Genomic DNA, 15,255 nt, shown 5'->3' on the forward strand with positions numbered 1-15,255 from the left:
TACCCGCTGATGGAGTTCAAGATCAAAACCGGCGATCTCGCCAAACACAAGACCCCCTGCCTGGTGCTGGGTGTCTTCGAGAAACGCAAGCTCGCCGAACCCGCACAGGCCGTTGATCAGGCGAGCGGCGGCCGACTCACCGAGATCCTCAAGCGGGGCGACCTGGACGGCGAGACCGGCCGCACCCTGATGCTCTACGATGTGCCCGGCATCGCGGCAGAGCGAGTGCTGCTCGTGGGCTGCGGCAAGCAAAAGGAGTTCACCCGCGCCAACTACCGTCAGGCGCTGGCGGCCTGCGTGGACGTGCTGCAGCGCACCCATGCCGGCGACGCCATGAGCACCTTGGCCGAGTCGCTTGCGAACGGTCTCACCCCCTATCTGGCGCTACGCGACGCCGTGACCACCACGGCCGACCGGGTCTACCGCTACAGTCAGACCAAGGAAGACAAGCAAGCCCCCAAGACGCCGCTGCGCACCCTCACCCTCTGGGTCGCGACCCGGCAGCAGGTCGACACGGCCGAGCAGGCGGTCCGGCACGGCGCGGCCATCGCCGCCGGGGTGACGCTCGCCAAGGAACTCGGCAACCTGCCGGGGAATCTCTGCACCCCGTCCTATCTGGCCGATCAGGCGGTGGATCTGGCCAGCCGCTTCGAGAAGCTGACGGTCGAGGTCTTGGAAGAGGCGCAGATGGAGGAACTGGGCATGGGCGCCCTGCTCTCGGTTTCCCGCGGCAGCCGACAACCGGCCAAGCTCATCTGCTTCAAGTACCAGGGCGGCATGGAAGACCAGAAACCGGTCGTGCTGGTCGGCAAGGGATTGACCTTCGACGCCGGCGGCATCTCCATCAAGCCGGCCGCCGAAATGGACGAGATGAAGTATGACATGTGCGGCGGTGCCGGGGTCTTCGGCGCCGTCCAGGCGGCCTGCGAACTCGACCTGCCGCTCAACCTGGTGGGCCTGGTCCCGGCCTCGGAGAACCTGCCGGACGGTGCGGCCAACAAGCCCGGCGATATCATCAAGAGCATGTCGGGCCAGACCATCGAGGTCCTCAACACCGACGCCGAGGGCCGCCTGATCCTGTGCGACACCCTCACCTACAGCGAGCGCTTCGACCCCGCGGTGGTGATCGACCTGGCGACCCTCACCGGCGCCTGTGTCGTCGCCTTGGGCAAGCACCCTTCCGGGCTCTTTACCGCGGACGACCGACTCGCCCAGGAAATCCAGGACGCCGGTCACGACGCCTGGGACCGCGTCTGGCGGATGCCCTTGTGGGAGGACTACCAGACCCAGCTCGACAGCAACTTCGCGGACATGGCCAACATCGGCGGGCGCGATGGCGGGGCCATTACCGCCGCCTGCTTCCTGTCACGGTATACGAAAAAATACCGCTGGGCGCATCTGGACATCGCCGGCACCGCCTGGCTGACCGGCAAGGAAAAGGGCGGCACCGGCCGGCCGGTGCCGCTGCTGGTGCAGATCCTGTTGCAGCGTAGCGGCCTGCTCGCGGCGGCCGGCTAGCCCGTGATCGGGGACAAAGCAGATCAGTCGCCGATCAAGGGCAATCGATGGGCCGCCGTTCACGGCACATTCAAGAGCGGATGGCATCCGCAGTTCGGGACACAGTGCGCCCGGCCTCTGCTTATTGAAGCTCGAACGCCCGATTTTTTGGTACTCTCGTCCAAGCCGCCAAACACAAGGGCGTTGACGCCGAGCGGCTGTCACTGGTAAAAGTCCCCGGTCCGTAAAATCGGCCGTCGATAGGGATACGTGTTCGGTCGCTTCGTGTGCGTGCGGCCTTGGATAGACGAACAATCGCTATCGGTCCGATGATTGTGGAGACCCTCGGGTCTGGCGAGGATGCCGTTCGCAAATCGGTATCGCCCAAACAGTAGCCCTGGCATCGCGTCGCGCGCTGCAGAACGCCCGGGACGGCGGATCTGGACGAAAGTTATCGCGGGGACTGCTGCCATGATCGCGCCATCCATCAGGGATCCAGGAGAGCAAAGTCGATGGTGCCCCCGCTTTCGCATCGGGTTGCCGGATGTGTCGAGACGGCGAGCCAGCTGTATCACCGGCTGGTCATCCTCGCGGGTCCACCGCGCTCGGGAAAGACGCGCGCCTTCCGCACGCTCCACGGATCGATGGCTTGGCCGATGGTCAATATCAACTTGGCGCTCTCTGAGAGACTGCTGGAGCTAACCTCGCGCCAACGAGCACTCCGCGCCGCTCGGCTGGTCGACGATATCGTTCGGGAGACTGCCGGGGAGATCGTTCTGCTCGACAACATCGAGATGCTCTTTCATTCCTGCTCGACAACATCGAGATGCTCTTTCATTCGGAGCTGAAACAGGACCCACTGCGGCTTCTCCAGAGTCTCTCGCGCAACCGTACGATCGTGACGACGTGGCGAGGCGTTTACTCGGGCGCGTCACTCACTTACGCGGTACCCGATCATTTTGAATATCGGCGCTATGACGATCCACAGGCGCTCATTGTTTCGTCCGTGGGGACTCACCCCGAAATCGGCGGCGAGACGCTTGCCCAGGAGCATCCGGTTTGAAATACGCGGACCTTATCCAGTTCGACCCCATCGAGACCGTCGTTCAGCTCCGCGAGGCAGATCATGCGGCCAGCGCCCGCCGCCTGGTCGAGACCTTCGTCATCTCCGAGCGCATGGGCGAGCAGCTCGCAGACCTGGTGTTCCCGCAACTCCAGTTCGACACCCCGGCCGATAGCAAGGGTCTCCTCGTCGTCGGCAACTACGGTACCGGTAAGTCGCACCTCATGGCGGTGATCTCCGCGATCGCCGAGCACGCCGAGCTGGCCGACGCGGTGACCAACCCGGCCGTGGCCGACAAAGCAACGCCGATCGCCGGTCGTTTCTTCGTCATCCGGGCGGAGATCAATTCGTCGATGCCGCTGCGTCAGTTTGTCATGGAGACGCTTCAGGATCAGCTTGCCGAACAGGGTGCTCACTTCGATGTGCCGCCCGAGGACCAGGTGAAGAATCACAAGGACGTGCTCGCCTCCATGATGGCTGCGTTCACCGAGCGGTTCCCCGACAAGGGCCTGCTCTTCGTACTCGACGAGCTGCTCGACTACCTCCGCTCCAACCGGGAACAGGAGCTGATGCGCAACCTGAACTTCCTCCGCGCGGTCGGAGAGTTCGCCAAAGGCTCGCGCTTCCGCTTCGTCGCCGGCGTCCAGGAGAGCTTGTTCGACAACCCGCGGTTCCAGTTCGCCGCCGACAGCCTGCGGCGCGTCAAAGACCGCTTCGAGCAGATGCGCATCGCCCGTGAGGATGTGGCTCACGTTGTCGCGGAGCGTCTCCTCAAGAAAGATGCCAAACAGCAAGCGCTTGTGCGCGAGCATCTGATCAAATTCGCGCCGCTCTATGGCACGATGAACGAGCGAATGGACCAGTTCGTCAGGCTCTATCCCGTGCACCCCGCCTATATCGACACCTTCGAGCGCGTCTACGTCGCCGAGAAGCGCGAGGTGCTCAAGACGCTCAGCGCCGCCATCCGCCGCATGCTCACCGAGCACGTCCCGGACGACGCGCCCGGCCTCATCGCCTACGACTCGTACTGGCAGAACCTCAAGGACAACGCGTCCTTCCGCTCGGTCCCCGAGATCCGCGATGTCATCGAGAAGGCCGATGTGCTGGAGGCGCGCATCCAACAAGCCTTCACGCGTCCCCAGTATCGGCCCGCGGCGCTGCGCATCGTCCATGCGTTGTCCGTGCACCGCCTAACCACCAGCGACATCTTCGCCCCGATCGGCGCGACAGCAGAGGAGCTCCGCGACGACCTCTGTATCCTCCTCCCGCTGCCCGAGCGCGACGCAGAGTTCCTCAAAACCGTGGTCGAGACCGTCCTGCGGGAGATCGTCAAGACCGTCAGCGGCCAGTTCTTGTCCTTCAACCGAGAGAATGGCCAGTACTACCTCGATCTGAAGAAGGACATCGACTTCGACTCGCTGATCGAGAAGCGGGCCGAGTCGCTCAGCGACTCCCAACTCGATCGCTACTACTTCGACGGGGTCCGCCGCGTCGTCCTGGAAGACCCCGAAGCGCCCCCCTACGTGTCCGGCTACCGCATCTGGGAGCACGAGATCGAATGGCGGGAACACAGGGCCGGCCGGAGCGGCTATCTCTTCTTCGGCGCGCCGAACGAGCGCTCGACGGCTCAGCCGGCACGCGACTTCTACATCTATTTCATTCAGCCGTTCGAGGCCCCCTATTTCAAGGACGAGCGCAAGCCCGACGAGGTGTTCTTCCGACTCGCCCAGCGGGACGAGGAATTCGACCACGCACTCAGGCTCTACGCCGGTGCCCGGGAGCTCTCCGCCTCGGCCTCGGGCGGGAACAAAAAGAACTACGACGACAAGGCGGGCGCGCATCTGCGGACCATGACCCGCTGGCTGCAAGAGAAGCTTACGACCGCCTATGAGGTTACCTGTCAGGGGAAGACAGGGTCCCTCGGCGAGCTGCTCCAGACGCTCTTCGCCCGCGCGCCGTCACGGGGCGGCGTACGCGACTATATCGACGTGGCGGCCGCCGTGTCCCTGTCCCCGCACTTCGCGGATCAGGCCCGCCACTATCCGATCTTCGACACGCCCATCACCCGGGCCAACCGGGGGCAGGCCGCCCAGGATGCGCTCCGCTGGATCGCCGGCAGCGTCAAGAGCAAGCTGGGCGCGTCGATCCTTGATGCCCTCGAGATGCTCGACGGCGACCAGCTCCGGCCAAGGAAGTCCCGCTATGCCAAGCACATCGTCGAGCAGCTCGGCACCAAGGGTGAGGGCCAAGTGCTGAACCGCTCCGAGCTGGTGCAGGAAGAGGCAGGCGTCGAGTACTGGACCCGTTTCCGGCTGGAGCCGGAATTTCTCGCCGTCGTCCTGGCCGGACTGGTTCACAGCGGCGATCTGGTGCTGAGCATCACGGGGAAGAAGATCGACGCCGGCGCCATCGACCAGTTCGCGAAGGCCCCCATCGACGATATCGCCCGGTTCAAGCATGTCGAGCGCCCCCGCGACCTACCCCTTGGCGCGCTGCAGGAGCTGTTCGACCTGTTTGGGGTGCCCAAGGGTCTGATCGTCAACCCCGCGAATCGCGACGACGCGGTCACGCAGCTGCAGATCAAAGTGGCGGAGCTGGTCAACAAGGTCGTCCTTGCCCACGCTCGTGTGGGGGACATGATCCTCTGGGGAAAGCCCATCCTCGCCGAGCAGGAGCAGGCAGAGTGGCGCAAGCGCCTCAACGACCTGAAGCGATTCCTGGAGTCGCTCCAGGCATTTAACACCGCGGGGAAACTCAAGAGCTTCCCGCACGATGTCGCCGCCATTCAGGCTCAGGAATCCGGACTCGCGCTGGTGCGCGAGGTCGAGGACCTGGTCGAACTGGTCCAGCAGGTTGGCCCAACGACATCGTATCTGGGGAAGGCGGAAGCCGTACTTCAGGCGGGCCATCCCTGGGTTGACCAAATGCGCGAGCGACGCGGCGAGCTGATGGCCAAGATCACGAGCCCGAAGCACCGCGCAGACCCCAGCTTCCAGCGCTCGCTCGGCCAGGCATTGGCGGAGCTCAAGACCGCCTATCGGGATGCCTACCTGGCCAGTCACGCCCAGGCCCGCCTTGGCGCCACCGACGACCAGCGCAAGGCGCGGCTTGCCCAGGACCCCCGTCTCAAGCAGGTCCAGCCGTTGTCCACCGTGGAGATGATGCCGGCGCAGCAGCTGCGGGACTTCCAGAACGCACTGTTCGGGCTCAAGACCTGCTTCGGTCTGACGAAGCCGGACCTCGACGCGGACCCGATCTGTCCCCACTGCTCGTTCCGGCCGGTCGAGGAGCCGTTCGCGGGGACCAAGGCGGGCGACCGGATCGCGGAGCTGGACCGCGACCTCGACGACATGGTGCAGAGCTGGACCGGCACGCTGCTCGGCAACCTTCAGGATCCGACCGTCGCGGGGGACATCGACCTCCTGGGCGCCGGCGAGGGCCGGGACGCGGTCGATGCCTTCTTGAATGAAAAGCGGCTTCCGGACCCCGTGAGCCCGGCCTTCGTGAAGGCGCTTGCCGAGATCCTGAGCGGTCTCGAAAAGCTGGTGGTCAACGAGACACGGCTGCGCGCAGCCCTTACCGGGGGCGGAATCCCTTGCACCATCAACGAGTTTAAGGATCGATTCGAGAGCTACATTACCGGCCTGACCAAGGGCAAAGAAGCCTCCCGGGTGCGTATCGTCGTAGAGAAGTAGAGGCCAGCGATGGACCGAGAGACCCTGCTCGACTTCGACGCCAAGCTCGTCGACAGCGCTGGGCCCGGCGACCTCGACGCCGACTCCCTGAACTGGCTGCGGGCGCGGGTTCGTTCGCCGATCGGCGCGACGGACTGGGCCAAGCTGTCCGACCAGGAATGGCTCCAACGACTCGGACTGATGCGGGGCGACCGCCTGACGCGTGCGGCGCTCTTGCTGTGCGGAGACATGGGTCCGCTCAGCTTCGTCAACCCAACCCCGCGCGTCGACTTTCGACGCATGAACTACCCCTCCACCGACCCCGTTCACGAGGAGCGCTGGAGCGACCGCGAGGTGGTCGACGGCAACATCGTGCAGGCGCTGCGCCTGCTCCTCGACCGCTTTGAGCGCCTCGTCCCCAACCCCTTCGCCCTTGAGGTCGACGGCTTCACCCGTCGCGCCGTCGGCCCACACTTGGCACCGCTGCGCGAGGCCCTCGTCAACCTGCTGGTCCACCAGGACCACGGCGACCACCGCATCGCGCGCGTGCTCTGGTACTCGGACAAAATTCTTTTCGAGAACCCCGGGGACTCCCTCGTGCCGCTGCAGGAACTGCTCGCCGGCGGTGCGACCGATTGCCGCAACCCGACGGTTCAGCGGGCCATGCGCATGGCGCAGCTCGCCGAGCAAGCCGGCAGCGGAGTTGTGGGGCTGTGCGAACGCTGGGAGGGACTCACCGGCCAAGTCCCGGTCATCGCGAACGACCCCGCGGGCAAGACCTACGCCATCGAACTCCCGTGGCCGCAGGAACAAGCGACCGAACGGGTCACCCCGCAAGTGACCCTGCAAGTACCCCCGCAAGTGACCCAGCAAGTCAGCCAACTTGTGGAAGCACTCGATGGGGAGATGACTCGGGGCGATCTGCTGGAGCGCCTGGGGCTCAAGGATCGCATGCACTTCGTATCCGCCTACCTGACACCGGCTCTCGATTTCGGCGTCGTCGAGATGACCATTCCTGACAAACCGCGCAGCTCGCGGCAGAAATACCGCCTTACCGAGAGCGGCAGGGTACTCGCCCAGCAGCTTTCCAACCAGCCAAGAGAGCGGGAGGAGCCGAAATGACGGCCTGGCAAAGTGAGACGGGTATTACCGACCCCGCTAACGTTGGCGGGCTTGCCTGCCCGATCGGCGAGCGTGAGGCGCACTTTCGGGGCATCGTTTGCGATATAGCCAAGCGAAAGGACGGCTCGCGCGTGTGCGTCCCAGCGGACACGCGACATGGTTAAAGTGATCGCCGATCAGTGGCCGTTGCGCCGAGGGAGCCTCATCTACCCTATGCCCGTCGCGATCGCTTGCGGTCGGGTGCTGCGCGCAAGAACGGCCGCAGAGCGCGTCAACGCCAGCCTCAAGGCAGCAGAGGTGCTCACGCGGTACCTCGCTGCGGTTGCGGTAGCCTCCTTCGCGTCCCGGAACGACGAGGCGGAAGCCAAGCTCAGCGAGCTGAGCGGCAAGTTGTCTTTCGGCCACTTTCTAAGGACGGTGCAGGAGGTGGCCGGTGCCAAGGGAAATCACCCCGCAGCACCACTGCTGGCGCAAGGATTCAAAACGACCAAGCGGAACAACCTACGCGGCAAGACGGACGCCGCGCTGGTCGCGCTGCTCGAACTGCGCAATGGCGACGGGCACGACCTGCGCAACCTGGACGAGGCGAAGGCCATCGCGATTGAGGCGACCGCCGCGCCCGTAAGTGAACTCTTGGCAGCTCTCGACGGTGTAGACGCCATCCTATCGAAGCCACTTTTTGTCGTTGAAAACCAGGAATGGACGCGTGACGCGCTCATCCTACATCGCCTCGTGTTGATGGGGGAGTCAGATCCCACGCCGGAATCCATAAAGGTCAACCTCGGGGCGGGCGTCGGAGAGACCCATGTCCCGTACATCGCCATCAATAGTATTTGCCTTCAGCTTCCCCCTTGGCTGCTGTGGGGTATAGACCGCGAGCGCCAAAACTTCTCGCTGCTCTTCCTCGACGCTGTGGATGGCGCGCGAACTCGGTACCGTACGCTCGACGGTGGTACACAATATCACGATGACGGCCTAGCTAGCTCGGTTCGCGAACTCTGCTCCGGGAGCAATCGGGCGCCCGACATGGTCGTTCTTCTGGATGGCCGACACCTCGCGAACGAGTGGGGAGAAACCCGCAACCGCATCGAGGAAAGCGGTCGACGGGAAGCTGGACGCATCGATTGGCACGCCTTCGACACGGCGACTGTGCGCTGGTACGCCGCGCGTTTGGGCCCCGATGCCGCTGATCCTCATGCACTCATCCGAGAGCGGCTCCTCGACGGTCGCTTCTTGGTCGAGCCGGACGAGTTGCGGCAAATCCGGTTGCTCTTCGGTACACCGGCGGCGGTTCGCGGTGAACTGCAGCGAGCCGTGTTGGACCTGCGGGTCATCGAACCCAAGACGATGCGACCTGCAAAAGATAAGCGAGACACCGTCGAGTCGGCGAACCTCATTCAGGCACTCATGCGGGCCGTGCGCTTCTTCGCGGAGCAAACCGGCCTGAAGGATGTGGATCTCGAAGACCTCAGCAAGACTGAAGGCACGATCGACTACCTCACGCTACGCGAGATCTTCGTCAACCAGACTATCCATCAAGACTACCGAGATTCAAGCGCAGCCGCCCAGATCGAGATCCACCCAGACAGGGTGACCGTATTCAACACGGGCTACTCGCTCGTGCCGACGGACAAACTTCTCGACGGGGGCAAGAGCCAATCGCGCAACCCCCTTATCGCGCGGGCGCTGCGCTTGATCGGGTTCGCCGAGATCTCGGGCTCCGGCATCCGCGCCGTGCACCGTGCCTGCCAGCAGGCGCACCGGCGAGCGCCGACCTTCGAGAGCAAAAAGGACACCAACACCTTCTCGCTGACCCTCCATTGGTCCGAAGGTGCGGCGGACATCGACGCCTACTGGCAGACGCTGGTCGGCCGCATCTAACGGGAAAGCAGGCCGCCGTTCTGAACGCAATCGCCGAAGCTGCGAGCGTTACGGTCCCTCTTATCGAGTCTTCGACAGGGCTGAACACGGATGACCTCGCCGAGGCACTCGATTACCTCCTGCTTCAGGTCCTGGTCGAGCAGGACGAGTCGAACTACCGCCTGGCGCAGCACATCAGAGAGAAGTTGGGATGAACAATCAGCAGGATCTTGCTTTCGAATCGCGGCAACCGGCCAACGGTCCCGTCGAGTGTCTTGGGATGACCTTCGAGAGCGATGAGGCTCGGCGGTCGCACTTCCTTGGGCTGCTCCAGGAGAGACTCCAAGATCCAGAGTTTCGCAGGACACCCGGCTTCCCACAGGGGAGCGACGAGGCCATCCTGCGGATGTCCGATCCACCCTTCTACACGGCCTGCCCGAACCCGTTCCTTAAGGACTTCATCCGGGTCTACGGAAAACCGTACGACCCGGACGAGCACTACGAGCGCGAGCCCTTCGCCGTCGATGTCAGCGTCGGCAAAACCGATCAGCTTTACAAGGCGCATGGCTATCACACCAAGGTGCCCCACCTCGCCATCGTCCCATCCATCCTTCACTACACGCGACCCGGAGATCTCGTCCTCGACGGCTTCTGCGGCTCGGGCATGACGGGGCTCGCCGTGCAGTGGTGCGGGACCGCTCCAGCTAGCTACCGCCAGCAGGTCGAAGTAGAGTGGAAAGCTGCCGGGCACCCCAACCCCGAATGGGGCGCTCGGAAGGTCGTCCTGAACGATCTTGGCCCTGCCGCGTCGTTCATTGCTGCGGGGTACAACCTACCTTTCGATGCGGAGCGCTTCGAGCAGGAGGCAGAGCGGATACTGAACGAAGTCAGCGATGAACTCGGATGGATGTACGAGTGTTTGCATACGGATGGCAAGACGAAGGGGCGCCTTAACTACACGGTCTGGAGCGAAGTCTTCTCGTGTCCGCAGTGTGCCAAAGAGGTCAACTTTGTTGAGGAGGCTTTCGATAAAGCGTCCGGAGATACCAGCAGTAAGTTTCCTTGCCCGCACTGTAAGATCGAACTCACGAAGAAGCGTCTCGATCGGCTTTACGTTACTCATTACGACCAAGCGATCGGCGTCGTCGTAAAGGTCCCAAAGCGTACGCCTGTGCTCCTCAACTACAACGTGGGAGCGAAAACGCATCAGCGTGCTCCTTCGCAGGCGGACATTGATCTACTCGCAAGGATCGAAGAGCTGGCGTTGCCGCCGGACGTTCCGACTTCCGCTCTACCGTACATGCACATGACGCACGAGCGTGCCCGGATGGATCTGGTTGGCGTCACCCACGTGCACCATTTCTTTATTCCTCGCGCTGCTCACGCGGTCGCAGCCCTCTGGCGTAAGACAAATGCGGTGCCAGATCGGAGTCTCCGACGCATGCTGCTCTGGTTCATGGAGCAAGCAATCTGGGGGATTTCTCTCCTCAACCGATATAAGGAGAAGCAGTTCGGCCGGATTGGTGGGTCTCAGGTCAACAACTACATGTCTGGAATCTACTACATCTCCTCCGTCATCGGAGAATGCAGTCCGTGGTACATCCTGCACGAAGCGACGAAGCGCTCTACTAAGTTAAGCCGCCTTGCAACATCATTTCTTCAGGCTCCAGCGGTTGACGGGCGTGCAATCATCCAAACCGGTGACTGCGCATCGATTCCGACGCCCGATGCATGCATCGACTACATCTTCACCGACCCGCCATTCGGCGAGAATATTTATTACGCGGATCTGAATTTCCTGGTGGAATCATGGCATGGCGTGATGACGGATTCGGCAAATGAGGCCATCGTCGATCAGGCCAAACGAAAGGGCGTCCATGAGTATCAAGCGCTGATGCGACGCTGCTTCGAGGAATACCACCGCGTCCTCAAGCCCGGTCGCTGGATGACCGTTGTCTTCAGCAATTCCAGCAATGCCATTTGGCGCGCGATCCAGGAAGCCATGGGAACAGCGGGCTTTGTGGTCGCCGACATGCGAACCCTCGACAAGCAGCAGCTCGCTTATAAGCAAGTCATCGGTCACTCCGTTAAGCAAGATCTCATCATCACGGCCTACAAGCCGACCGAGATGCTCGCGCATCGATTTGAGCTGGGCCAAGCCACCGCCGAAGGCGCCTGGGCATTCATCAAGGAGCATCTGGGAAACGTCCCGTTGTTCGTTGGGCGCTCTACGGCGAGCGAGGTGGTTGCCGAGCGCACCGCGCAGATGCTGCTCGACCGGATGACCGCCTTCCATGTACAGCGCCACTTACATGTGCCGCTCTCCAGTCCGGAATTCCTCCAGGGTCTCGCGCAGCGCTTTCCCGAGCGTGACGGGATGTACTTCCTACCAGATCAGGTGGCGGACTACGACCGCAAGCGCACGAGCGTCAGCGAACTGCGCCAGCTCAGTCTCTTCGTCAACGACGAGGCCAGCGCCATTCAGTGGGTGCGCCAACAGTTGCAGGACAAGCCGCAGAGCTTTCGGGACCTCACTCCGCAGTACATGCGCGAGCTTCAGGCTTGGGCGCAGCACGAGACGACGGTCGAGCTGAAGGTCATCCTCGATCAGAGCTTCCTTCACTACGATGGCCGGGGCCCGGTCCCGAGCCAGATCCACCGCTACCTCTCTACTAATTACAAAGACCTACGCAACATCGACAAGGAAGACCCGAAATTGATCGAGAAGGCCCGTGATCGCTGGTATGTGCCCGACCCGAGCAAGCAGGCGGAGCGCGAGGCCATCCGAGAGAAAGCACTGCTGCGGGAGTTCGAGGAGTACAAGACAAGCACCCAGCGCAAGCTCCAACTCTTTCGCACCGAGGCGGTACGCGTCGGCTTCAAGGCGTGTTGGCAGGAGCGCGACTACGACACCATCGTGAAGGTTGCGGAGAAGCTCCCCGAAGCGGTGCTCCAGGAGGACGAGAAGCTGCTCATGTATTACGACAACGCGCTGACGCGGTTGGGGGATGACTGATGCCGGACCCATCGACTTGCGAGGCGTGGCTGGGCGTTGCCCGGGAGCGCGGACTCGACGCAAAATCGATGCTGCCTTCGCGAGCGACGTCCGTCGGTCCCGTCTACATGGCGGGTTACGCGGTCGAGTCTGCGCTGAAAGCATACCTACAGGCAAGAGGAATCCCCCGCCCGACCTCAGGATCTGCGGGTCATGATCTACGTGCGCTTTGGAAGGCCAGCGGTTTGCAGCTACGTGACCTCCGCGACTCGGATGGAAGTGCTACCTTCTTCATCGATGAGTGGACGACCGCGCTTCGGTACGAGGCCCGGCCAGCGAGCGGCCAGCGGGACTCGCAGAAGCTCATCGACGGGGCAGGACGGCTCGTCGGATTCGTCACGGGATTGATTAGGAGGAGCTCGTGAACAGCCAAGACATCAAGACGGCACTTCGACAGCGCTTCCAGGACCTCGGCTGGGACGCAGAGGAGCCTGACATCAAGATCCAGCGCGACCCTTACCGTGGCTGGAACATCGCCATCATCTCGACGCAGTTCGTTGGCATCGGACAACCCGAGCGACGTCAAGTCTTAATGCTTGCCCTCGCTGGCGTTGAGTTGGCATGGTTAGACCTTCTGACCCCAGAGGAGGTGGAGTGGGCAGGGCCCCTCCCAGGAGACCTAGAGCCGGAACAGCTTCCCCTGTGGCCGGAAGCCCTGGCTCGCGGGTCCCTGGAGCAGACACCCTCGATCCTGCTCGCATCCGATCTCGATGAGGACTTGGCGCCACCGCTCGTCGCCACATTTTACTCGTTGCGGGGGGGCGTCGGCCGGTCGACAGCGCTCGCGCATACTGCACGGATATTGGCGGCGAGGCGCAAGAAGGTGGTTTGCGTCGATATGGACCTCGAGGCCCCAGCACTCCCGATTCTTCTTGGTTGCGATGCCGAACTCAGGGCAGACCAAGGCGTCGTCGACATCCTGATGACGCTGGACCAAGGCGCAACCCCGGACTACGCCGCTCACATCCTGCCCGCGCCGGGCAGCGACGGACTCTTCGTGGTGCCTGCGGGGCGGATCAGCGCGGACTATGCGCGCAAGCTGCGATTCGTGAACCCAGGGGCTTGGTATCGCGAGGAGCGCAATCCGTTGCAGGACATGATGGAGGGCCTAAAGAGCCTGCTGCCGTTTCGCCCGGACGCAATCCTTCTCGACGCCCGCACCGGGATCACGGACCTCAGCGGGCCCCTGCTCTTTGACTTGGCCGACATCGCGGTCATCGTGTTCTTCCCACACCCGCAAACGCTCTCGGGAACCGAGCTGCTCGCCCGGAGCATCCTCCGAGCGACCACCGGGCGCTCTATCGGCAATGGTCAGCGCCTGGTACCAGAGGTGCGATTCCTCGTCTCTCCGATTCCGGCGACCACCGCGCCGGAGCTGAAGAGACGATACATGCATCGGCCCCTGGAATGGATCAGCGGATGGCTGGAGGATTTCAATGACGCGCGTCAGCAAGGTGGCCTTGACCCGGTCGACGCCAACGACATCACGCACTTTGTACAGTATCGCGAGGATCTCGCCACGAGTGATTCCGTCGTAGGGTTCCGGGCGACGCTCGACGCCTTCGAGCCTGTCGCCGACTGGCTGCAGCGCTTCCTGCGCAGTGCCGGCGAAGCGCAGGCAGACTCGTCAGTGAAGGCGGCCAAGCCCCAAGTGCTGGCAGATCTGGACTTCTCGGCCGGCACGGCCGAAGAGCAGGCGGGACTTCTCGAAAGCTTCGTACGAACTGAAAGTGTCGACGAAGCGCTCTCCATGGATATTCCACTCGTGCTGGGTCGGAAAGGAACGGGGAAGACCGCCCTGTTTCGCTTCCTGCTGGAGCGTGGGGCGCCCCGCGCCGTGGCAGTTCACGCGCCGAGAGCCTTGAGCGCGGACCGACAGTGGCAGCTGACCCCGGACGGCTTCGCAGCAGCAGAGGAAGTGATCGCGCGCGGCGGCATCGGCTGGCGGCACTTTTGGACGCTGTACGCGGCAATTGCCCTCGACGCCCGGGCGGACGCTGACAACGCCGCGGTGCGTCCGGCCTATCTCGCGGACAACGATTTCTCAGGTCAAGGCGCGATCATCGATGCACTCGAACGAACCCGCGCCACCAGCCGGGGGGCTCTCGACATCCACGATTGGCTGCGTCGAATCGACGCTGCGGTCGATGCTGAAACGCTGATGCTTTTCGATGGTCTCGACACCGGCTTCGGCAGCACGGCGGAGGAGCGCGAGCGGCGTCGGCGGAGCATCGAGGGACTGTTCGAAGCCTGGATGGACGTAGGACAGGGGCTTGCGAGCCTGCGATTCAAGATCATGCTTCGCGAGGATATTTGGCGACAAGTCAACTTCGCGAACAAGAGCCATCTTTACGGCAAGACGGTTCCCCTGAAATGGTCGAACCAAACGAGCTTTCTCAAAGTGGTGATGAAGCAGGCGATGCGCGCCGAGAGCTTCAGAAAGCTGCCATTCATCGCGAGCGTTGCTGGCGAGCCGGTCGACCGGTGGTCGGATGATGTGGTCTACCAGGCATGGAACCTGCTCGTCGGCGAGCGAATGAAGGGAGGACAGACGACCTTCACGCGCAATTGGGTGTGGAATCGGCTTGCGGACGCCAATGAGGACCATTTCCCTCGTTATCTACTGCAGTTGTTTCGGGAGGCAGTGGCGTGGGAGCGGCGAGAAGAGCGCAGGTCACGCTATGAGCGGAGCTTTGTCCGGCCGCGCGCACTCACAGAGCCCTTGGTGAGCGTTTCAGAGCAGGCCGTCGTGGCCCTGCAAGAGGAGTTCCTCGAGCTCGACCCCCTGTTCAAGGCGCTCCGGCAGGCTGGACGGACGCCGATCGACGCAGCAATGCTTGAACCGTATCGAGAGCTCATTCCACTTGCTCGCGAGGTAGGGTTACTTGGCGTTTACGAAGAGAGCGCCGACGAGGTCATCCGCTTCAAGATTCCTGATCTCTACCGCCTTGGTCTGAAGATGACGCGCAAGGGTCAAGCTTGAT

Annotated in this window: 8 protein-coding genes and 1 pseudogene; all 9 read left to right on the forward strand. The window is 62.9% G+C overall.

Features of this window, described 5'->3' with window-relative positions:
* The first annotated feature begins 9 nt into the window (after positions 1-9).
* The 9 genes and pseudogenes from QZY03_RS26175 to QZY03_RS26210 all read left to right on the forward strand — a co-directional run bounded on the left by QZY03_RS26175 (position 10) and on the right by QZY03_RS26210 (position 15,254).
* On the forward strand, positions 10-1,518 hold the full coding sequence (locus QZY03_RS26175; RefSeq protein WP_295586198.1) for a leucyl aminopeptidase: 1,509 nt from the start codon (positions 10-12) through the stop codon (positions 1,516-1,518).
* Positions 1,519-2,009: 491 nt separating this feature from the next.
* A pseudogene (locus QZY03_RS26180) lies at positions 2,010-2,192 on the forward strand (BREX-3 system P-loop-containing protein BrxF); the annotation flags it as partial.
* A gap of 131 nt (positions 2,193-2,323) precedes the next feature.
* Positions 2,324-2,560 (forward strand): BREX-3 system P-loop-containing protein BrxF, encoded by a 237-nt coding sequence (brxF, locus tag QZY03_RS26185; protein ID WP_295586201.1) that lies wholly within the window; start codon positions 2,324-2,326, stop codon positions 2,558-2,560.
* Entirely contained in the window at positions 2,557-6,255 is a 3,699-nt protein-coding gene (locus tag QZY03_RS26190; protein ID WP_295586204.1) for a DUF6079 family protein, read from the forward strand. The genes brxF and QZY03_RS26190 overlap by 4 nt, the downstream gene beginning before the upstream one ends.
* 9 nt (positions 6,256-6,264) lie before the next feature.
* Entirely contained in the window at positions 6,265-7,356 is a 1,092-nt protein-coding gene (locus QZY03_RS26195) for a Fic family protein (protein ID WP_295586206.1), read from the forward strand.
* Positions 7,357-7,512: 156 nt separating this feature from the next.
* Entirely contained in the window at positions 7,513-9,237 is a 1,725-nt protein-coding gene (locus QZY03_RS26200; protein WP_295586209.1) for an ATP-binding protein, read from the forward strand.
* 190 nt (positions 9,238-9,427) lie between these two features.
* A complete protein-coding gene (locus QZY03_RS26205; RefSeq protein ID WP_295586212.1) occupies positions 9,428-12,232 on the forward strand; it encodes a DNA methyltransferase in 2,805 nt (934 codons plus the stop codon).
* Positions 12,232-12,636 carry a HEPN domain-containing protein gene (locus tag QZY03_RS32270; protein WP_363170087.1) on the forward strand — a complete coding sequence of 135 codons (405 nt, stop codon included), beginning with the start codon at positions 12,232-12,234 and terminating at the stop codon, positions 12,634-12,636. Before QZY03_RS26205 ends, QZY03_RS32270 begins: the two co-directional genes overlap by 1 nt.
* On the forward strand, positions 12,633-15,254 hold the full coding sequence (locus QZY03_RS26210; protein WP_295586215.1) for a hypothetical protein: 2,622 nt from the start codon (positions 12,633-12,635) through the stop codon (positions 15,252-15,254). The genes QZY03_RS32270 and QZY03_RS26210 overlap by 4 nt, the downstream gene beginning before the upstream one ends.
* Position 15,255: the final 1 nt, after the last annotated feature.

This window comes from uncultured Lamprocystis sp. (genome assembly GCF_903933125.1).
Lineage (GTDB): Bacteria > Pseudomonadota > Gammaproteobacteria > Chromatiales > Chromatiaceae > Thiodictyon.

Excerpts from the sequence above, each read along its gene's own strand:
- QZY03_RS26200 (WP_295586209.1), top strand. The coding sequence starts at position 7,513 with ATGGTTAAAGTGATCGCCGATCAGTGGCCGTTGCGCCGAGGGAGCCTC.
- QZY03_RS26195 (WP_295586206.1), top strand. The coding sequence starts at position 6,265 with ATGGACCGAGAGACCCTGCTCGACTTCGACGCCAAGCTCGTCGACAGC.
- QZY03_RS26175 (WP_295586198.1), top strand. The coding sequence starts at position 10 with ATGGAGTTCAAGATCAAAACCGGCGATCTCGCCAAACACAAGACCCCC.
- QZY03_RS32270 (WP_363170087.1), top strand. The coding sequence starts at position 12,232 with ATGCCGGACCCATCGACTTGCGAGGCGTGGCTGGGCGTTGCCCGGGAG.
- brxF (WP_295586201.1), top strand. The coding sequence starts at position 2,324 with ATGCTCTTTCATTCGGAGCTGAAACAGGACCCACTGCGGCTTCTCCAG.
- QZY03_RS26205 (WP_295586212.1), top strand. The coding sequence starts at position 9,428 with ATGAACAATCAGCAGGATCTTGCTTTCGAATCGCGGCAACCGGCCAAC.